This window comes from Methylotenera sp. (assembly GCF_029946165.1).
Classification (GTDB): domain Bacteria; phylum Pseudomonadota; class Gammaproteobacteria; order Burkholderiales; family Methylophilaceae; genus Methylotenera.
In genome coordinates this window covers 205,506-225,105 of the sequence record NZ_JAQSDZ010000005.1, presented here as the reverse complement: position 1 = coordinate 225,105, position 19,600 = coordinate 205,506, and the positions used below count along the sequence as shown (strand labels likewise).

Annotated in this window: 19 protein-coding genes; 9 read left to right on the top strand and 10 right to left on the bottom strand. The window is 45.5% G+C overall.

The window, feature by feature from the left end:
* Positions 1 to 408 precede the first annotated feature (408 nt).
* The 10 genes from PSV17_RS03320 to PSV17_RS03275 form a co-directional block, all read right to left on the bottom strand.
* A complete protein-coding gene (locus PSV17_RS03320) occupies positions 409 to 918 on the bottom strand; it encodes a hypothetical protein (RefSeq protein WP_300479686.1) in 510 nt (169 codons plus the stop codon).
* Positions 919 to 933: 15 nt separating this feature from the next.
* Positions 934 to 1,713 carry a metallophosphoesterase family protein gene (locus tag PSV17_RS03315; RefSeq protein ID WP_300479683.1) on the bottom strand — a complete coding sequence of 260 codons (780 nt, stop codon included), beginning with the start codon at positions 1,711 to 1,713 and terminating at the stop codon, positions 934 to 936.
* The gene (locus PSV17_RS03310) at positions 1,710 to 2,210 is read right to left on the bottom strand and encodes an HAD domain-containing protein (protein WP_300479681.1); all 501 of its coding nucleotides are present in this window, start codon (positions 2,208 to 2,210) and stop codon (positions 1,710 to 1,712) included. Before PSV17_RS03310 ends, PSV17_RS03315 begins: the two co-directional genes overlap by 4 nt.
* Before the next feature lie 2 nt (positions 2,211 to 2,212).
* Positions 2,213 to 2,707, bottom strand: a complete 495-nt coding sequence (locus tag PSV17_RS03305; protein ID WP_300479679.1) for a hypothetical protein — start codon at positions 2,705 to 2,707, stop codon at positions 2,213 to 2,215.
* A gap of 2 nt (positions 2,708 to 2,709) precedes the next feature.
* Entirely contained in the window at positions 2,710 to 3,258 is a 549-nt protein-coding gene (locus PSV17_RS03300) for a 3'-5' exonuclease (RefSeq protein ID WP_300479675.1), read from the bottom strand.
* Positions 3,259 to 3,336: 78 nt separating this feature from the next.
* Positions 3,337 to 3,627: a hypothetical protein gene (locus tag PSV17_RS03295; protein ID WP_300479673.1), complete on the bottom strand. Its 291-nt coding sequence runs from the start codon at positions 3,625 to 3,627 to the stop codon at positions 3,337 to 3,339.
* Between the two features lie 62 nt (positions 3,628 to 3,689).
* Positions 3,690 to 3,992, bottom strand: a complete 303-nt coding sequence (locus PSV17_RS03290) for a hypothetical protein (protein ID WP_300479671.1) — start codon at positions 3,990 to 3,992, stop codon at positions 3,690 to 3,692.
* Entirely contained in the window at positions 3,982 to 6,819 is a 2,838-nt protein-coding gene (locus PSV17_RS03285; RefSeq protein WP_300479668.1) for an LPD7 domain-containing protein, read from the bottom strand. Before PSV17_RS03285 ends, PSV17_RS03290 begins: the two co-directional genes overlap by 11 nt.
* The gene (gene mobC, locus PSV17_RS03280; protein ID WP_300479667.1) at positions 6,809 to 7,171 is read right to left on the bottom strand and encodes a plasmid mobilization relaxosome protein MobC; all 363 of its coding nucleotides are present in this window, start codon (positions 7,169 to 7,171) and stop codon (positions 6,809 to 6,811) included. Before mobC ends, PSV17_RS03285 begins: the two co-directional genes overlap by 11 nt.
* A gap of 250 nt (positions 7,172 to 7,421) precedes the next feature.
* Entirely contained in the window at positions 7,422 to 8,144 is a 723-nt protein-coding gene (locus PSV17_RS03275; protein ID WP_300479666.1) for a hypothetical protein, read from the bottom strand.
* A gap of 131 nt (positions 8,145 to 8,275) precedes the next feature.
* Between PSV17_RS03275 and PSV17_RS03270 the strand changes: the two genes are divergently transcribed.
* The 9 genes from PSV17_RS03270 (at position 8,276) to PSV17_RS03230 (ending at position 19,595) form a co-directional block, all read left to right on the top strand.
* The gene (locus PSV17_RS03270; RefSeq protein WP_300479663.1) at positions 8,276 to 8,752 is read left to right on the top strand and encodes a hypothetical protein; all 477 of its coding nucleotides are present in this window, start codon (positions 8,276 to 8,278) and stop codon (positions 8,750 to 8,752) included.
* Between the two features lie 20 nt (positions 8,753 to 8,772).
* Complete coding sequence (locus tag PSV17_RS03265; RefSeq protein ID WP_300479661.1) at positions 8,773 to 9,501, top strand: conjugal transfer protein TraL; 729 nt, start codon at positions 8,773 to 8,775, stop codon at positions 9,499 to 9,501.
* Between the two features lie 2 nt (positions 9,502 to 9,503).
* Positions 9,504 to 10,091, top strand: coding sequence for a hypothetical protein (locus PSV17_RS03260; RefSeq protein ID WP_300479658.1), 588 nt, complete (start codon positions 9,504 to 9,506; stop codon positions 10,089 to 10,091).
* A gap of 398 nt (positions 10,092 to 10,489) precedes the next feature.
* The gene (locus PSV17_RS03255; protein ID WP_300479656.1) at positions 10,490 to 11,365 is read left to right on the top strand and encodes a site-specific integrase; all 876 of its coding nucleotides are present in this window, start codon (positions 10,490 to 10,492) and stop codon (positions 11,363 to 11,365) included.
* A 9-nt stretch (positions 11,366 to 11,374) separates the two neighbouring features.
* On the top strand, positions 11,375 to 12,571 hold the full coding sequence (locus PSV17_RS03250) for an IS91 family transposase (protein ID WP_300479654.1): 1,197 nt from the start codon (positions 11,375 to 11,377) through the stop codon (positions 12,569 to 12,571).
* A gap of 581 nt (positions 12,572 to 13,152) precedes the next feature.
* Positions 13,153 to 15,477 carry a PAS domain S-box protein gene (locus PSV17_RS03245; protein WP_300479652.1) on the top strand — a complete coding sequence of 775 codons (2,325 nt, stop codon included), beginning with the start codon at positions 13,153 to 13,155 and terminating at the stop codon, positions 15,475 to 15,477.
* Positions 15,474 to 16,103, top strand: a complete 630-nt coding sequence (locus PSV17_RS03240) for a response regulator transcription factor (protein ID WP_300479650.1) — start codon at positions 15,474 to 15,476, stop codon at positions 16,101 to 16,103. The genes PSV17_RS03245 and PSV17_RS03240 overlap by 4 nt, the downstream gene beginning before the upstream one ends.
* Before the next feature lie 556 nt (positions 16,104 to 16,659).
* Positions 16,660 to 17,421, top strand: a complete 762-nt coding sequence (locus PSV17_RS03235; protein WP_300479648.1) for an MBL fold metallo-hydrolase — start codon at positions 16,660 to 16,662, stop codon at positions 17,419 to 17,421.
* Positions 17,418 to 19,595 (top strand): bifunctional diguanylate cyclase/phosphodiesterase, encoded by a 2,178-nt coding sequence (locus tag PSV17_RS03230; RefSeq protein ID WP_300479645.1) that lies wholly within the window; start codon positions 17,418 to 17,420, stop codon positions 19,593 to 19,595. The genes PSV17_RS03235 and PSV17_RS03230 overlap by 4 nt, the downstream gene beginning before the upstream one ends.
* The last annotated feature ends 5 nt before the right edge of the window (positions 19,596 to 19,600 follow it).

Genomic DNA, 19,600 nt, shown 5'->3' with positions numbered 1-19,600 from the left:
ATACGGAAAATATATCACGCTAAGAAATCCCCCTCACAGCAACGACGCTACTTTACAGCGATTGACTGCCGCTAAAAGCTACGTATTTGCAGCTCTCACAACTCGACACTATGCGGATTAGGTATTCCCGTTCTCGCAGAAAATTGAGGCATTTCTTTGCGCCTGGTTCGGTTACGCGCATGGCCAGTTCGTGCCTCACCATGTCTGGAATAATAGTGACATCAAAACCAGTTAGTATATGTATCTCATCGTTTTCCATGTTCGCAAGCGCAATGAGTGCATTCGCACTGGTTACTATGAGTGACGGTGAGTTTTGTTCTTTAGTTTCCATTTTGGTCATTGAAATTGCGCTCTATTCATAACCTATTTGTGTCAGCATTCGTGTCATGGAGGTTTAGCGGGGTGATTCTAGCCATTGTTTTCCCAATCAGATACCTCAGCGGGCATAGGTGCATTAGGGTTACATTGCGCTACCAACTCTTTAAGCGTATAGCCTTCCCTCGGCAATAAGTTCGATTTCGCTTCTGCGAGTTTTGCATACACATAGCGATTGTAAGCGTCATATTTTGTTGGAAAAGGCATGTCGTAGGTGTCGGCAATCCATTTTGCAACAGCCGCAGATCGACTCACACCAGCTTTACAATGCACCAAAATCCCTTCGACGTTTGGTGCAACTTCGTGGATAAAGGCGACTATATCTCTGGCATGTTTTTCATTCATTAGCACGTGCGGCTCACCACATGGGCGAGCTGGATCAACGTCGTGAAAACACGCCCGATGTACAGCAAACCAGCCGTCTAGCAACTTGGCTTCGCCAAATGACGAATCTGGTTCGCTAATGCTGATCACTGCCCAATTTTCCCAACCAATGGTATTCTCGGCGGCGATACGGCTTACAAAAATAATTCTGCTAATCACAAAAAACCTTTCTACTTATATTTTTACTGTCTTTGTAAGTTCGATGATCAGCTTAGGATTAAACTCGCTGTTTCCGCACTCTTTATCGTAGCGTGAATAACCACGAGGGTTACAGACCACACGAGTGCCTTCCTGAACGTAATCCAAACTATCGTGCGTGTGGCCATGAATCCATAGTTCACTGAAGCCAAGTAAGTGATCAAGATTGGAGGCAAAACACGCTGACAACAAGTCCAGTTTAAATCGTGCTACTACGGAGTTTGTTGAAGGCAAGTGATGGGTGACAACAACCGTTGCCCCATCAAAGGACTCACGTTTAAGCTTCATTTCTAGCCATTTAACTGACTCATTATGCAGATCGATACTGTCCTGCACCCTGAATTTCCTTTCATCCATAGCAATCAAACGGAAATCATTCAAGCCTTTCTCGCCTTGGAGCATGCAATCCATTTGCAGCGCATCCCCAAACAACTTGAAATCTGTCCATAGTGGGCAACCTAGAAAGCGAACGCCATCAATGATGACTTCATCGTTATCGAGCACATGCACATTTTTATCGATGCCGGCTTGTTTGATTTGCGCATGCGTACCGTTAATTTCCAAACCATAAAACTCATGGTTGCCACAGACATAAACGATTTCTTTGTCCGGCCATTGCTCACGCGCCCAATTAACGCCTTGAACGCCTTTGCCGATGTCGCCAGGCAAGACAATGACATCGGCTTCATTTGAAGCGGAGTGAGGTTGGAATCTTGAGAACTCCAAATGTAGATCTGAAATGATGTGAATTTTCATATTGAGGTCAGCAACTCCTGTAGCCGCTCCAAAACTGCTATATCAGAAAGTCCTTTTTGAGGATTAGTTAAAATAAAGTTTTTTTCGTGTGCCAACTGCCAAGTTTCGGTATTTTCGTGTAAATCGTCGATCGCAATCCATTGCGAGATATTGGCGCGCGCCACATGCCGTATGATTTGTTCGTAACGCGTCGCATCGTCATACCAAGTTCGCGTCGAAAAATCATCGTCTCCACGCAACATTGAGGAGTGCCAAGTTGCGCCAATGACACGATCTCGCAACGATTTGGGCAATGCACTTTTGACGCGACTAAAATCACGCACGCGCACCCAGTTTGTCGAGAGTACGATTTTGACGTGCGTATAAGGTGCAAGCGCTTCAATTAGGTAAGGTGCCCACATGAACAATTCGCCTTCGCCGTGTAGCACTGGGCGGCCTTTTTCGAGGAAGACAGAACTTGGGTGGAGCACGCCATCGAAGTCAAGAAATAGGATCATTGTTAATGCCTCGGCTCACTATCTGCATATTTCATTTTGAAGTCATTCATCAGCACCTTCGCATCGAACAAAGCGTGATGCTGATTGGGATGTTCACCCAAAAAATATAGCTCAGCTAAATCAGAAACGTCTTCTTTTATCCCTTGAATCTTATCCATTTGCGGGTAATCGGTTAGCAAGTCAATCAATAAATCCCAGTCGTCGCAGTAGTCATAAATGAATAATATTGAGGCGTACTCTTCGAGCAATCCTGAAATCCAGCATTGTATTTTTACTTGGAGCTGAGAGTAAGGCATGGCATATTTACCACCTTGGAGCTTTGGCAGCACCACGGAATTGACGAAATCACTGCACCAGGCTTTCTGGTATTCAGCGTTTTCAGCATAGAACTCATGGCTGTGCTGAGACACAACACCAATACTGATTAGATCGATGTCGATAAAATGAGTGAACTCCGTGTCGAAAAAAAGTAGTAATCTTGTTTTTTTATTTGTCATTTTTACTTAATGATTTCCCACAAAACCTTTGCCGCCATTACGGCGTCATCCACACCACGGTGTAATTGACCTTCAAACGGCAAGCCAAAGTTTTGGCAAGCTCTACTTAATCCCAAGCGTTTGCCTGCTTTAGCCTTCAAGGTCGCCATAGCGCTAATGTTCAGATAAGTGGGTCCAAACGGCAACTTAATGATTCTTCGCTCGCACTCACGTTTGAACATGGTCTGGTCGTAGTTGCCATAACCTGCAACGATTTTTTTGGAAATTCCGTAATCTTTTTTCAGAATGTTTACAGCATCCTCAAAACTCATCCCTTGCTCCACCATTTCAGGTGTAATACTTGTAAGCTCAGTACAAAAATCGCTAACGATCGACAATTGTGGTTTAACAATTAATCCTCTTGGCTTTCTGATTTCACCAGTTGTTGCATCTAAAACGCAGACACCGATCTCAATGATTTCAGACGTGTTGAGTGCTGCCTCTTCTGGCGTTGCCCAGCAGGTGGCTTCGAGATCAATCACAACAACTTCATTAAAATTCCAGTTTCCCATTTTTATCGGCCGTGGCCGTCTTTCTCTTTTAATGTATTCGTAATTAGTTGATTATAGCTGTATTTAGTTACAGTAACTTTAATTAAGCAGTGCACTTCTTTTAGTTAATTCAGCTAAAGCTCGCTTTAGATAAAAAGCCCTAGTTTCAGCGTCAATGAGTGATTCGCTTGAAAAAAATTTAGGCAACATGGCAATTAAATTACTTGTACTTATTTTTTTTGCGTCCATGCTGCCGCTTGTAAAATCAATATAAGACCTGGTGCGAGCGCGCTTTTGCTTTTCCGATGCAGTCATCGCGCCTGTTGGGTAAACTGGTTTTCTACCCTTTTTTAATACTATCAACATTTCTTCTTTTATTTGGTTGCTCATGATTTTATCCATTTAGTTACAGTAACTAAATAATACCAGAGGTAAAACATCATGTCAATAAGTTACAGTAACTTTTTATTAATCACAATTGGCATTAGATTGGCCGACATTTCGTTGCCTGCGTTTACGAAAGTATTGCCGAAAACTATACTGAATTGCGTTTCGCCAACGCTCAAAATCCATGCGTAATTTTCAGCTTCAGGGTGTTTTTTGGCGATTGTTTGGCACGCCAAAATCAGCAAGCTGGTTGAAATGAAAGGCGCAGTTAGCGTGATTTTTTTGCGGGCATGGTTGATGTCCCACTCGACTGGCCAGTCGCGCAGTGTTGATCCTTGGTGCTTGAAAACTGTGAAATTATCTGCCACGGCCGTCTTTCTCTTTTTTGACAATTTCGATACCTTTTTTAATGTCGCTTGTGACACCAATCACACCATGAGTGCCCTTCACCAGATTATATGTGCCTCGGCCCACGTTTACTACTGTGTAGATGCCGTCTGATGTATGAACATGCTCGACAACTTTTCCGTTTGCAGTATCGGCAATCGGCATAAATTTTCCGTCGATGCTTTGGTATTGCTTGCTTGCTAATAACTCGGCTAAGCTCTGCAAAACTGGCGCAAGTTCTTTACTGACAGTGGTGCTAAGCACCTCTTCTGCAAGTTCAACATCTGCGGTGCTTTGCACCTTTGTTGGGTTGGGTGCAGCTGCGGCGGCTGGCTCTTGCTTTGGTTTGGTTGCTGTAATTTTATTCCGCTCATCGCGGATTGCTTTAACCTGATCGTTAAGTTTTTCATCAACGAATTTGAATCCATGCTGCGCGGCCAACTCAACGCAAAGTTTTTGGAACTCATCGTCTCCCGTTATGTTCAACTTACCATATTTTGCTGCGCCAAGCTGAAGCGCCGCCAACACCGATTCAGTATCACGTTGCAGTATCACGTTGATTCTATCAGCGGTAACAACAAACGCTAGTTCACCTTTTTGATTCATCAAGCGCACATTGCCACTTAAAGGATTTGTCTCGGCCTTGAAGTCGCGGATGTCTATTGTAATGTTTTTGGTTTTAATTCCCCTGATACTGAAGTCGCTCTCTTCTTCTTTTTCAGCCTTAGTTTTGTTTGCCTTATCAAGCGCAAGCTGATGTTCTCTACTCAGCTCTTGTGCTTTAAGCCACTCTGTATAATCCAATGCTTTCGGTAGTTTGAATTGTTCGAGGTCTAATTTTTGTCTTTCTTGCAGGGTCGCTTTAGCGTCAAGGTGCGCTTTAATGAGTAAGGTTTTTTCACGCTGCAAGGCGACTGGATCGTTCCTATATTTTTGCCACAAGGCATTGCTGTTTTGTTTTTTAGATTCATTAAGGGTTGCTAACTCTTCTTTGTTTTTTGTTACCTGCAACGCGCGGTAGGGTGATGTTTTTTCACGGGTGGTTTTATACTCAATTTTCTGAGCTGCATTGAAAACTTTGAATTGTTCCCACAGCGTGGCATTGGTTTTATCTTGTGTGATGTAAACGTCATTGAGAATTTTTGAGGCTTCCGCCCAGGGCATGTGCATTTCCCTCGTAAGAAAGTCGCTAACATTGAGATTTTGCTTGCCCGCAAGGATGCGGTCGCCACCATCTGCGCCTTTGCTGATGGTGTATTTTTCAGCAACGAGGCCATGTGACTCTACGAGCGCATCAAGCAACAATTGTGCATTGAGTTCTCGCTTTATTTTTTGCGTGCGCGACTCTTTGCTGGCCGCGTTGATTTGCTTAGCTTTGTGCAATTCATTAAGCGATTGATCAACTACGCTTCCGCTGCGGCTGCCGCCAGTTGGTATGGTATGTCGCATATCCTGACCTTGCCCGGGTTGCTGGTTTCCCACACGATTGTATATAGTATCCTGCAATACGCGGTCACTGACTTGTCCGTCGCCATCCATGCTGACATAGGACAATTCATACAGGCCACCTCTTCTTTGGGGCGGCGATCCTCGGGGAGCATGTTCAAAGTTTGTGATGTAGTCGCTATAGTGACTGGTGGTTCCTGTTCCTGTGACATGTGCAATTCCTTTTTGAAGTTGTTGTTGTGTTAATTTTGATAAATCTGGAGTGAAGCTCGGGGTAACCGGCGCCACCTCTGCTTTATGTTTTTCATAAAATTTTGTTTCTAGCTGGTCTAGGATGACGATTTTTCCAGCATCGTCGGCAGCTTTGTATTCTGCATACCGTTTGCGGCTGCCGCTATTGATATACTTGATCTCACGCGCTTTGATGCTGTGCCAGTACGCCAGCGTGCCGGCTATGTGATCAGGCTCTCGACGCGCAGTGCTTTGCGTCACGTAAGATTTTTGAAGTTCTGGCGCTAGGCGTTTAAGTTTTTCTGCGGTCGGCAATGCTATGAACTCTTGAGTAAACACGCGTTTGAGGTTGATGCCCTTACCTGTTTCTGGCTGGAAGTGCATGTAGGTGGCGTAACGGCCTTTAACTTCGCGTGCTTGGCCATGCTCACCCAGCATCTTTTCAAATTCTGCCCAACTCTCTATTTCACGCTCAAGCACTTGGTCTAAAAAGAAACTCTGCAAGTCACGGCGCTGCTGCCCGAACAGGTCGCCTTTTTCTCTGCCGATGATTTCTGATTTGTCGGTGAAATTAACGCGAGGATGATCCTTCGGTGACTGCAAACCATATTTTGCGTTGGTGAATTCTTGCCAGGCATCCGTGAAAGCGGTCTTTTGATCAACCACGATCCATTTACCATTTGGTAATTTTTTTCTAACAGGCGGAAAGGGATCTAGCCCAAGCCCACTCATTAAGTTGGTTTTGGGGATAACTATGTGGATGTGTGGCTTTCTAAATACCTCCTCGCCGGTTGACTTGTCAATGTAGCTCTTGATTTTGGGTAGATGCGCCTCAGCGTAGAAATTGAACTCATCATTGCCGAAAGAAGAAAAAGCAAAGGCTTGGAAATCTTTTACAATTTGTTGCAAGTCTTTTTCATCTACCTTATCTTCGCGGAAGCTCAGCGTAATGTGTAAATATTTCTCATGCTTTGTTTCCATCGATTGAATAATGGAATTAGTGAGGGAAAGGCCGCCATGCAAAAAAACGCGTTCGTCTAGCTCGTCGCGTGAAAACTCACGGCCTGCCTTTTTGCCATTTATTAGATAGTCCTCAATGCCATCTTTTCCACCAGAAATTCTAATCAGCAACTTTGGCCGCCGTGCTTAGAAAATCGTTTAACACTTTAAGCTCAAAAAACGTTGCTTCAAATGCGCGAGGGGCGACGGTATTAATTTTCACACCAATGTTTAGATTATGTGCAATCTGATTAACGTTGTTAGATGCTTTATTAACTAAAAAAAGGATGCGTTTTGCATCGATTGATTTGCGGTGTCGAACAACAATTTTGGTTTTGTTTTTGATAAGCGCCTCGCGAAACCACTCGCTTTTTTTAAAATTTGCAGCAACCAACTGAAGTTCTAGCTCGGCGGACATCGATGCGGTGATCCTGAAATTAATACGAACGTCAAAGTTCTCTTTTATTTTTTTTTCGTCAGCCATAAACTCTTTCGTGAACTAGTTTTAAAGTGCGGAGCACCACCTGACAGCCAACGGCTGGCGGGGTTTCAAAGGGGATTCCCCTTTGGCATCGCGATATGTTGACTAGGTGCGTAGCAACTTGTCATACATATCTGTCGTGCCTGTACTTCTAATTTAGCGGGGGAGAGTATGGGTGTAAAGAAAGCGAGTAATTAGCAACTTATTAGTTACTTATAAGCTGCTAATTTTATTCTGATGGGAAATTTAACAGTCACATAAAATGAAGCAAAGTTAATAAAGCATTGGCCTCTGGCGTGGTAGGTACATCTAGCAGCATCTTCCCTGAGTATTTTCCAGATTCAATTTTTGCACTCAAAATAATATATAAAGTAGAGTAAGTGGGAATGGTTTCGCCATTCCTCCATCTTCTCCAGTTACGCTCTGTGGCTCTAGATGAAATGATTTCGTCTTCCATTTTTTTACTTTTCTTATTAATTGTATTTACCACTGTTGTTGAACAAATCATATCTTGCAATTTGGTGCAACTGCTAACTTCTAGTTCAACCATTAAGGAATGCACCCATTTAGTTATGAATTTTTTTGCAATATTTTCCATACCCTCTGACCGCTCTGGCCTGCCACGCCCCTTACTATCTTTCGGTTCATTTCCGTCTTTTACTCTCGCTGCATTTTCTTCTTTTACTTTCGCTGCATTTTCTTCTTTTATATTTACTTTAAAAGTAGAAATTTTTTCTTCAGCTTCTTCAATAATTTTTAACTGATTATTTATTTCAATTTGAAAATCTCTAATTTTTTGCTTAGCCAAGTTTATCTGGCATTGCTCTTTGTACGCGTGTACTTCATATAAAGACTTCCAGCTATATTTCGAGGCATGAAAAGCACCTATCATTAGATCAATATCACTCTCCTGCTTTTCCTGCTCGTATTGCCTAAGCGAATTATGTGCAAATAACTCTTCTTCTGTTAGAACCATAAACACCTCAAATAAAACGGACAAATATATAATTATTTATACATAACATTATATAATAACTGTGTATTGTTCGGACATATATTATTTATTAGTATGCAATTAGTCACTAATTAATCAATAAAAGAATTAACATGCAAAGAAAATACAAGCCAATTGACCCAAAGGAATTTGCAAATGCAGATGACATTAATAGGCCATCTATTAAAGGCGAAATGCGGAAAGTCTATTCAGAAATACATCTAAAAATTACTGAACGTGGGTGGGCTGCTAAAGACGTGGTTGCATGGTTTAACAATCACGGCATTCCAATGACTGAACAACTATTCAGAGTTTATTTGTTTGACTTGGACCGTGAGAATGACTTTGTAAGGAGGCCAAAAAAAGAAGTCTCAAATTTTCAGCCTAAAACAAAGGCAACCTCTGCCTTATCCACTACGACCAAAACTGAACAAGTAGATATACCAGTAGTAAATAGCCTTGTTCAAACAGCCCAAAATTTTAGCAAGGAGACAAGAGCAGAGCAAAACCCGTTTCACGCACTAACAGGTGAGGTAAAGGCAGGAGAATTCAACCCTGTTCCAAGTGCCAAGCCTGAATTTGATAATTAAGTTAATAGATAAGGTAAAAAATGAATAACAGTCTAAACATGGTACTACAAGGAAAAGGTGGCGTAGGAAAATCGCTTATTGCCAGCCTCCTGGCTCAATATTACGCACAATTTGGCACGGTTTTGTGCGCAGATACTGACCCAGTAAATGCTACATTCACTCAGTACAAAGCCCTGGATGTTGCGCATGTTGAAATAGCTGAAAATGGCAACATCATTCAGCGCAAGTTTGATCCTTTGATGGAAACTATTTTGAAGACACAATCCAATTGTGTCATTGACAATGGTGCAGCCACGTTTATGCCACTAACACGGTATTTGGCTGAAAATGACATCTTTCAAATCATGTCTGAGGCTGGCAAAAAAGTTTATGTGCATACCGTTTTAACTGGTGGACAGGCCAAATCAGACACCTTCAACGGCTTCGCCGAGTTATTGGATAAGATTGGATCACACGCCAAAGTGGTTGTTTGGGAGAACGAGTTTTGGGGCAAGGTTGAATACGATGGCCGCCCTGTTACAGATACTAAACTTTACAAAGAAGCTGAAAAAGCCGGAAAAATTGCCGGTATCGTAAGAATCATTGAACGTAAATCGGATACGTTCGCTGGCGACATTAAGCAAATGACAGAAAATCATTTAACGCTTTCAGAAGTTCTGGAATCCCCTGATTTTAATTTTCTTGCAAAAAGACGCTTACAAAAAATTGTTGATGAAATTTTTGCAGATCTCAACAAAGTAAGTTGGTAAAAATGGACATCAAAATAATCCAAGATGAAGTTTATCTAAAAACAGGTATAAGAATCGATGCAAACGATCCGCTAATAGTAATTCTTGCGCTGAATGAAATAGTTTTGAAAGACATTTCAAATCAATGCATACAAGTTTGCAAATCGCAAAATGCAACCTTGATCAATCAAGCTGTCAGCGATGCCCTTGTTGGCTTTAAGTTATCTCGATTAGACGGTGGATCTGACAGCGATTTTGATAAAGCAGTTTTAAAACTTGATATAAAGCTTGCTGCTTCTAAATCTGGAGGTTTTCCATATAAAAAGCTTGCTGCTTCTACGATCGCTGGATGTCGCCTAGTCATACTCAGCGGGCTAACGCATGAAGAAGCTACACAGAAAACAGGTGGTTTTGATATACAGAGAAAGGCTTGGGCAATTGAAAAGTTGATGGTGGAAAATCAAAGCTTCGATTTGCAACCAAAAGAATTGATGCCACTCATCGAAAGGCTTAAACGACCAAGGATCACCGATGACAATGTTCTTAAGTTTGCCAAGTACTTTGGACTTTTCTTACTGGGCGCTCTTTTAATGTACTTTTTTAAGCGTTAACTTAAGTCAGCACCATCGATTGTAATCAGCAATCGACAGCGCCTCATCACAACATTTTTTAGATTGGTGGGTAACAAACAATTGGCTATTTGCAATCTGAGGTTGGAAATCTGAACTTTTTGCGTTGAAGTATGCAAACGGTTAAACATCGCATTGGTTGGAAGTGAGGCAAGACGGTGGTACTTCTACGGCGGCTGGATGGCCGCAATGTGCTCGGCAACCGCCGCTCATTTCCCTGGACGGACGGTCTGAGTGCGACCCATGGACTAAACCGCTTCGCGGTAGGTGAGCTCCGATCCACGTGTTGAATTTACTCCACGAGTCTTGAAACCCTATTGCTGTTTCCTAACTCTTATGAAGTAAGGCAATCCGCCTTATTTCACGAGGGGAGCAGAATCATGAACTCATCAACTCAAGCCATCAGTCCGTTGCGCCAACGCATGCTCGACGACATGCGGATGCGTAAACTTTCACCCAAGACACAAGCAAGTTATATTCGCTCAGTCCGTCAATTCGCTTCCTATCTCAAGCATTCACCCGACACCGCCAGCGCCGAAGATTTACGCGCTTATCAATTGTATATGGTTGATCACGGCACCTCGGCAGTCTCAATCAATAACGCGCTCAGCGGCTTGCAGTTCTTCTTCGAGCACACGCTGGATCACCCCGAATTGATGCGTAAAATGCACTCGGTACGCGTGCCTTACAAACTGCCGGTAGTGTTGAGTCGCGACGAGGTGGCGCGTCTGCTTGCTGCATCTGGGAATCTGAAACACAAGACGGCGTTGTTCGTCGCCTACGGCGCGGGACTGCGCGTGAGCGAAATATGCGCACTCAAGGTGAGTGATATCGACAGCCAGCGCATGGCGTTGCGCATTGAGCAGGGCAAAGGCAGCAAGGATCGGTACGCCATGCTCTCTCCAGTCCTGCTTGAACAACTGCGTGTCTGGTGGCGTGAAGCACGAGCACAGGGCAAGATGCTGGAAGGTGGCTGGCTGTTTCCCGGACTGAATCCGATCGATCCGCTCAGTACTCGCCAGCTCAACCGTGCCATCCATGCCGCAGCGGATGAGGCGCACATCGACAAGCACGTTTCGATGCACACGCTGCGCCATAGTTTCGCGACCCACCTATTGGAGCAGAAGGTGGACATCCGCGTGATCCAGGTACTGCTGGGTCATCGGAAGCTGGACACCACTGCGCGCTATGCCCAGGTTGCCACTGACCTGCTGCGCGAGGTGATCAGTCCGCTGGAAGTCCTGCAGCCCAAGTAGCGTGCAGTCATGGAACGCTCCTCGCTGGAGGTCGCGGATATCTTCCGCGCGCATGGGCCTGCGTGGCGACAAAGCCAGCAGGGTCACCTGAGTCTGGGTCAGTTGAAGGTCATGTCGGCCATTGAACAATGCCGCAGTGCGGCACTGGGTGGGCATGTGCTGCAATGTACCGCCTGTGAACATGCCTCGATCTCTTATAACTCCTGCCGCAACCGGCATTGCCCGAAGTGCCAGGCCAGTGCAGCCAAGCGTTGGCTCGAAGCCCGTCAGACCGAGCTGCTGCCGGTGGACTATTACCATGTGGTGTTCACCCTGCCGGAACCGATCAGCGCGCTTGCCTTTTACAACAAGGCGGTAATCTATCGGTTGCTGTTTGAGGTCGCCGCAGAAACGCTGCGTACCATCGCTGCCGACCCCAAACATCTGGGCGCCCGCATCGGGGCGACATTGGTACTGCACACCTGGGGCTCGGCGCTGACGCACCATCCTCATGTGCATGGCATTGTGCCTGGCGGCGGCCTGTCGTTTGACGGTGAACGTTGGGTGTCCTGCAAGCCCGGCTTCTTCCTGCCAGTGCGCGTGCTGTCGCGTTTGTTTCGTCGGCGCTTTACAGAAGAACTGGATAAGGCTTATCGCCTGGGCCAGTTGCAATTCTTCGGTGAGTACGTTGCACTGAAAGACGCTGCGACTTTCGCCGACTGGCTTACCCCACTACGGAAATGCGAATGGGTGGTTTATGCCAAACGTCCCTTTGCAGGTCCTGCTGCGGTACTGGCTTATCTGTCGCGCTATACCCATCGGGTGGCCATCTCCAACAGCCGACTCCTTACCCTAGACGAGCGCGGCGTGACCTTCAAATGGAAAGACTACCGCAATAAGGGCACGACGCGCCACAAGACGATGGCGCTCAGCACAGGCGAGTTCATGCGTCTCTTCCTGTTGCATGTGCTACAGAGTGGCTTTCATCGCATTCGGCATTACGGCTTGATCGCCAATGGCGGGCGTCGCGATAACCTTGCGCGGGCACGCGAGTTACTGCACGTCCAACCCGTCGCCGATGTTGAAGCCAATGGACCGGATACAGAAGGCTGCGTTGCCCAACCCACCTTCATCTGCCCACACTGCGGGGCGGCGATGTTGATCATTGAAACGCTGGCACGCACACAACCGATACGCGGGCCACCTCATCCGAAAGTGCTGCCATGAAATCGAATTATTTTTACCGCCAGACAAAATCCTGTTGGCCTGTGCCGACACGCTACGGCTTTGCCTGGCGGGGCAATAGCTATGCATTTACAGCCGCACACGATGCATACGTTTGGCCAAACGATTCCGGAATTGACGACTTGAATGAAGTTTTACGCTTGTTGATCAACACAGTTGACTGTGCAGATCCAAAGTCCACCCATCAAATCCCCATAGCCGTTTCGCTGATCTGAGTGCGGCAGTACTTCACGCGGTTTCCTCCATGGAGTGATTGTCCGACGTCAGCCCGGACGGGTCTGCTGCATTCTGATCGCGCAGTGGTTGAGGGCTGACATCCGACAATCCTTAACCATAGCGGACAAAGACTTGCAATTAAGGCTGCATAATCGGCCAAAGCAGTTATTTATTGCTGTCATATTTCTACATGCGTGCTTGCACGTATATAATTTATACATTCCAATGTGTTGCTCTACCTTAACCAGATAACTTTCAATCGCTTCTGTAAAAACATTTGGTGGATTTAAATGCGAAGCGTTACCAGTAAGAACTTCACTTAAAGTTAATATTCATATGGGGTTCTGATGAAAATAGCACCACTACCGGCCAACGAATTAGATCGCTTAGCTGAACTTAAAAAATATGGCATTCTCGATACAGACCCCGAACCTTCTTTTGATAGCATCGTTCAGTTGGCAGCGTACATTTGTCAGGCACCGATTGCAGCGATTAGCTTGATTGATGAGCAAAGGCAATGGTTTAAAGCCTGTGTTGGCTTGGATGCGAAAGAAACGAGTCGTGATATTGCTTTTTGTACCCATGCCATTTTGCAGGATGATCCACTGGTTGTGACAGACACTCTGCTTGATGAACGTTTTTTTGATAACCCACTGGTGACTAATGCCCCTGATATTCGTTCTTACGCAGGCGTACCGCTAGTCGCTTCATCGGGCTATCGATTAGGGACATTGTGTGTTATTGACTATGTGCCGCGACAACTAGCACCAGAGCAGCTAAACGCAATTAAAGCACTTGCTGACAATGTTATGGCACATCTTGAATTAAGACTTTCACACAAAAATATACGCAAGTATGTGGATGACTTGCAACTTGCCACCAGCGTATTCACCCACTCTCATGAGGGCATCATGATCACCAATGCTGCTGGCACCATTATTGAGGTTAACGACAGCTTTACCCGCATTACTGGCTACGAGCGTGATGAGGCTGTCGGCCAGAGTCCTCGTATGCTGCAATCCGGACGGTACGATTCTGAATTCTATGCCACGATGTGGCGTTCGCTTGCTGAAAACGATTACTGGTCAGGCGAGGTGTTTAATCGGCACAAGAGTGGAGAGAGATATGCTGGACAGCTTACTATTAGCGTAGTACGCAACGATCAGGGCAAAGTGCAGAGCTATGTTGCGCTGCTTGCTGACATCACCGAACGCAAACAGACAGAGGAAAAACTAAGACTTTCTAACATGGTGATTCAGAACAGCAGCGAAGGCATAATGGTCACTGATGTGAGCAATCAGATCATTGCCATCAACCCTGCTTTCACGGCAATCACTGGCTACACTCTGGAAAATGTGTTGGGAAAAAACCCAAAGATATTAAGTTCTGGTATACACGACCGCGACTTCTACCAAGAAATGTGGAGCTCAATTAAATCTACTGGTTACTGGCAAGGCGAAATCTTGGATAAGCACAAGACTGGGGAAATCCATCCGAGATTGATGAGTATCACAGCAATTAAGGATGACGCTGAAACAGTCACGCACTTTGTGTGTACGCAATCAGACTATACCGAACGTAAAGCTGTAGAAAACTTGCTTCATGAAAGTCAGGAGCGCTTTAGCCGTATTGTCAGACATTTACCCGGGATGGTATTTCAGTTGCTTGAGTCTAAAATTGCGGACCAGTTTTCTTTTGTCTATCTCAATGAAAGTACCTCACAGTTGTTCGGGGTGACTTCAGATGCATTGTTGACTAATGCTGCTATCATTTATAAACATATACATTCAGCTGATGTGTCGAGTTTCGATGCAAGCCGCATTCAGTCAGCCAAGGATATTCAGGTGTGGGATTGGGAAGGCAGAATTCTCTCTGTGAACCATGGCGAAAAGTGGGTCAATTTGCGCGCCATGCCTCGCCGGCAGGAAGATGGAATGATTGTCTGGGACGGTGTGATGTTAAACATTTCTCGAAGTAAATATGCTGAAATTGCGTTAGCAGAATCACGTCAATTGTTGCGTGAACTGGCAGCCGGAAGTGAAATCACGCGTGAACAGGAAAGAAAACGGATTTCACGTGAAGTGCACGATGAATTAGGACAAACACTCACTGCGCTTAGGCTGGATGTCTCTATGGTGAGATTACGTTTTGGCCTAAATAATCCGGATCTAATGAATAAAGTGCTGGGAATGACTGAATTAGTAGATCGCGCACTACAAAGCGTACGTGATGTTGCGGCAAACTTAAGACCTGCAGTGCTGGATATGGGTATTGAATCTGCATTGGATTGGTTAAGTGTTGAGTTTTCTGAGCACTCTGGCACTCCCTGCACGTTGCATACATCTGAAGAACCTTTCAATATTGATGAAGCTCGATCTGTAGGAATATTTCGCATTGTGCAGGAGTCATTAACTAACGTGGCTAGGTATGCAGAAGCGAGTCATGTTGAAATTTTTATAGGCTTGCGTGGGGCTGATCTGTTAGTTGAGATTAGTGATGATGGTAAAGGTTTTGACCCTGAATTACGTTCAACTCGACAATCCTTTGGTTTGCTTGGGATGCGCGAGCGCGCTATTGCATTAGGAGGGGATATCTATATCATAAGCGCACTAGGAAATGGAACGATTGTTTCAGTACTTATCCCAATGGAGCAAGGGTTGACCGAAAAATGATCAGGCTATTAATTGCAGATGACCATGCCATTATGCGCAGAGGGTTAAAACAGTTATTTGCATTAACCTCAGATATAGAGGTGGCCGGCGAAGCTATAAATGGTGGAGAGGCGCTGGAGAAGCTCGCTCAGGGTAATTTCGATGTCCTGCTGATGGACTTGACCATGCCTGGCATTAACGGCATAGAGTTACTCACATGTATTCGTGCACACCACCCAACACAGCCCATTCTCGTGCTGAGTATGCACAACGAGTTGCAAGTGGTCATCCGTGCGATAAAGGAAGGTGCCAATGGCTATATTACTAAGGATAGCGAGCCAGAAAATCTTTGGTTTGCCATTCGTAAAGTGGCTAGCGGTGGTCGTTTTATTGATCCGGATTTGGCTGAACAATTGGCTTTTGAATCTATGCTGCCAGAACAACCAGTCCCTCATGCACAGCTTTCTCATCGTGAGTTAGAGATATTTCGCTTACTCGCATCAGGCAATGGTGTGAATGAGATTGCTGACCAACTGACTATCAGTAATAAGACGGTAAGCACCCACAAAACACGACTATTCGAAAAAATGAAGTTTTCAAGCACGGCCGACTTGGTGCGCTATGCTTTTCAGCATGATTTAATCTAGTTCACATCCTCCAAATCTTACCGCTTTAAAATTAAAAGCATAGTATTCATATGGTTAAGTAGCTTGTATAGGATTTATCCTACAGCATAGTAATCCCCAATCCTACATCAAATCATCATCTCCCGACTAGTCACAGTGGCTAACTGTTGTCATCCTACTCATCATGTTCTTACATCTGTTATCTGTGTCACCAAATTTAATAATGAGTTACAGGTTAAGTAAGTCGGATATTGAATAGTAACAACAGCGTTTGGTGGAAATTAAGCTAAAAAAGATCGATGGTTCCAGTTTAATTCAATCTGCTAGTAGACCTATATGCTTTGTGTTTTTGTTAGCAACGAAGTGATAAAACTAGTTAAATCGTTAGTAGATATCAGGTTGGAATTAAAAGCTGAGCCACCATACCTGATTGATGCTAGATATTAAATTTAAAGATGGGTGCTCTACTCCGTAGATATGGGTGTTTAAGTGTATTGTGCCAGAGATGAAAATTGTTATGCCTGGTAGTTCTATATATTGACCAAAAATATAACGATAAGGTTAGGAATGATATTAAATGCGTAACGTAAAGTTGTTCGACTCTGCAGATCATAAGTTTATCCTGCTCAACGAAAGCGAGCCGGGTGAAGAAGAAGGCATCCGCTCCAATCAGTATCTTATTCAGCATAACGGTGTTGGCGTTCTGTGTGATCCAGGTGGCTTCGGTGTGATGCCGAGGGTACTGGCAGAGTTGTTGCGCTATCTCGAACCCAAGCAGATCAGCGGTATTTTTCTGTCGCATCAGGATCCTGATATTGTTGGCGGCATTTCCACTTGGCTCGAAATGACCAATTGTCCAGTCTATATTTCCCGGATCTGGCTGCGTTTTCTGCCGCATTATGGACTAAAGGATATGTCGCGTTTCATCGGCGTGCCAGATGAGGGCATGCCACTGGAAGTAGCGCCCGGCTTTACACTCAAAATCGTGCCGGCACATTTCCTGCATTCTGAAGGCCAGATTAATATCTATGATCCTGTATCAAAAATACTGTTCACCGGCGATATTGGTGCCGCCATGCTGCCGCTGGACAATGATGATGCCTATGTGGACGACTTTGCTGGCCACATTCCTTACATTGAAGGCTTCCACCGTCGCTATATGTGTTCCAACAAAGCAATCCGCTGCTGGTTGGAAACCATCGCCGATCTCGAAATCGACATGATTGCGCCACAACATGGACCAGTGTATCGAGGGCAGGCGGTGGCAGATTTCCTTGCTTGGCTGAAAGACCTACAATGCGGCGTCGATATCATGCAGGCAGGCGGGCGCTTTGTATGAGCCATGTTGAGACAGGTCAACTGGAATCGGTTCGGCTGCGCGTCATTGAACGCCTTGCAGCGCTAAAAGAAAGTCAGGTGCGTACCAAGATTTTTGGCAATAACCTAGCCGAACTGGTTAGCGCGCTACATGTGGAGATTGCTCAAGATCTGAAGGATGCATTGGGGACAGTCAGCGACCCGGCATTTGCGTCAGTGCTATCAAAAGCCATAGAAACATGCGGCCGCCTAGATCGAACGCTGGCGTTGCTGTTTGCAGAACGGCAACGCCAGTGGCATAAGAATGGTGACTACGTGCAGGCGCTACTGAGCGAGTTTAATGAGACTCTAGCCGGGCTGTCTAATACATTAATTGAAAAAGACCTGTTCGAGCGTCAGAGCCAGGTGCTTGAGAAGATCATTCTCTCACATGAGAATGTGTCGCAGTGGAAAGTGTTCGTGCAGGAAATCCTAATCGAATTTCACGCCATTTTCCCATTCAACTTTTTTTATATCGCCTTTGCCGAGGAGCATAACTTTTCACTTTACCTATACTACCTAGGCAACTATACAGAATCAATTAAGCAAACTGCGCGTGATACGCTAGCCAAGCAGATGATTGCTAGCCTCAAACTTCCCTTTGACGCCCTGATCGATATAGAGGAGTTTGTTGTTAAGCAAGACAGTATGAGCGACCATATCGAGGATATTCATCTGGTTACGGTAGCTGTACCTGAGCACACACCTAAACTGGCTGGTTTACTCGGTGTTGCCTATGCTTCACAGGAGACATTGACACCGCAGGAAGAAAGCATTGTTCGATCCATTCTCTCGGTAATGGTGATGGTGGTCGGCAGTAGTAAGGCGCTATCGCGCACAATGGAAGAACTCGAATACTACTCCATGCATGACCCGCTCACTGGTCTCTATAACCGACGCTACTTCAATAACATGCTGGAGTATGAAGTCGGACGCTCCACCCGGCACAACCACGAATTTTCCATCCTGCTGTTGGATCTCGACGATTTCAAGGATGTTAATGATTCTTATGGACACCCTGCCGGTGATGAAGTGTTGATCTTGGTAGGTGAAATTATGAGGTCACATACTCGCAAGGGCGATGTCGCTACGCGAATCGGTGGCGATGAATTTGCTATCGTCCTCACTGAAACAGGGCGCGAGGGTGCAGAGGCGGCCGCAGCAACTATTGGCAGGGCGCTACGCGAAAGAATATGTCCAGCGCTGGACGGTAGGCACTTCCATCTGACGGTGTCTATTGGTTGTGCGACCTTCCCTCACGATGGAGAAAGTGAAGCCGATCTGTTGGCTGGCGCGGATTTGGCTTTGTATCACGTCAAGGATCTCGGTAAAGATGGAGTGTCCTCGGTCGCCGCACTGGGTGAAAAGCAACTGCAAGCTAACCGCACTACACGCGGCTATGCGGAAGATTTACGCGATGCTTTGCGCGAGGATCGCATCATCCCCTATTACCAGCCCATCTTTAACGTCCGAAGTGGTGAAGTCTTTGCTTTCGAGACCTTGGCACGCTTGATCGAACCTAGTGGCAAAACTATTTCCGCTGGCGTGTTTGTGGAAACCATCGAAAAGTACGGTATGGGGCGTGAACTGGATCGAGCCATCATCAGCAAGGCGCTACAAGCTAAACGCGAAAAAATGACGTCTGAGCAGATTACTACAAAAATCTTCATCAATCTCTCTGCTCAGGAAATCCAGGGGCGCGGCATCCTCGGTTATGCCGAAGAGTTATGCACTCAACTGCAAATCCCGCCGAAATGCATCGTATTTGAAATCCTTGAGCGTGACGCCATCGGCGATATGACCAATATGCGCAAGTTTCTCACTAAATTACGTGAGAAGGGTTTTGCATTCGCGCTGGACGATTTCGGCAGCGGCTACAACTCTTTCCACTATCTGCGCGAATTGCATTTCGAGTACGTAAAGATTGACGGCGCTTTTGTTCGCAACATCCTGAACTCCAAGGTAGATTACGCGTTGGTACAGAACCTTTCACGACTATGCCAAGATATCGGAATACTGACCGTGGCAGAGTTCGTTGAGAATCAGGAGATTTTCGATGCGCTCAAGGGTATGGGAATCAACTACGCTCAGGGCTTCCATCTAGGCATGCCTATGCGCGAAATGCACAATGAGCCGTCACTTGGTTTGGGGGGTTGATGCAG

Excerpts from the sequence above, each read along its gene's own strand:
- PSV17_RS03260 (WP_300479658.1), top strand. The coding sequence starts at position 9,504 with ATGGACATCAAAATAATCCAAGATGAAGTTTATCTAAAAACAGGTATA.
- PSV17_RS03270 (WP_300479663.1), top strand. The coding sequence starts at position 8,276 with ATGCAAAGAAAATACAAGCCAATTGACCCAAAGGAATTTGCAAATGCA.
- PSV17_RS03235 (WP_300479648.1), top strand. The coding sequence starts at position 16,660 with ATGCGTAACGTAAAGTTGTTCGACTCTGCAGATCATAAGTTTATCCTG.
- PSV17_RS03310 (WP_300479681.1), bottom strand. The coding sequence starts at position 2,210 with ATGATCCTATTTCTTGACTTCGATGGCGTGCTCCACCCAAGTTCTGTC.
- PSV17_RS03295 (WP_300479673.1), bottom strand. The coding sequence starts at position 3,627 with ATGAGCAACCAAATAAAAGAAGAAATGTTGATAGTATTAAAAAAGGGT.
- PSV17_RS03230 (WP_300479645.1), top strand. The coding sequence starts at position 17,418 with ATGAGCCATGTTGAGACAGGTCAACTGGAATCGGTTCGGCTGCGCGTC.
- PSV17_RS03255 (WP_300479656.1), top strand. The coding sequence starts at position 10,490 with ATGAACTCATCAACTCAAGCCATCAGTCCGTTGCGCCAACGCATGCTC.
- PSV17_RS03315 (WP_300479683.1), bottom strand. The coding sequence starts at position 1,713 with ATGAAAATTCACATCATTTCAGATCTACATTTGGAGTTCTCAAGATTC.
- PSV17_RS03250 (WP_300479654.1), top strand. The coding sequence starts at position 11,375 with ATGGAACGCTCCTCGCTGGAGGTCGCGGATATCTTCCGCGCGCATGGG.
- PSV17_RS03245 (WP_300479652.1), top strand. The coding sequence starts at position 13,153 with ATGAAAATAGCACCACTACCGGCCAACGAATTAGATCGCTTAGCTGAA.
- PSV17_RS03275 (WP_300479666.1), bottom strand. The coding sequence starts at position 8,144 with ATGGTTCTAACAGAAGAAGAGTTATTTGCACATAATTCGCTTAGGCAA.
- PSV17_RS03240 (WP_300479650.1), top strand. The coding sequence starts at position 15,474 with ATGATCAGGCTATTAATTGCAGATGACCATGCCATTATGCGCAGAGGG.
- mobC (WP_300479667.1), bottom strand. The coding sequence starts at position 7,171 with ATGGCTGACGAAAAAAAAATAAAAGAGAACTTTGACGTTCGTATTAAT.
- PSV17_RS03305 (WP_300479679.1), bottom strand. The coding sequence starts at position 2,707 with ATGACAAATAAAAAAACAAGATTACTACTTTTTTTCGACACGGAGTTC.
- PSV17_RS03300 (WP_300479675.1), bottom strand. The coding sequence starts at position 3,258 with ATGGGAAACTGGAATTTTAATGAAGTTGTTGTGATTGATCTCGAAGCC.
- PSV17_RS03265 (WP_300479661.1), top strand. The coding sequence starts at position 8,773 with ATGAATAACAGTCTAAACATGGTACTACAAGGAAAAGGTGGCGTAGGA.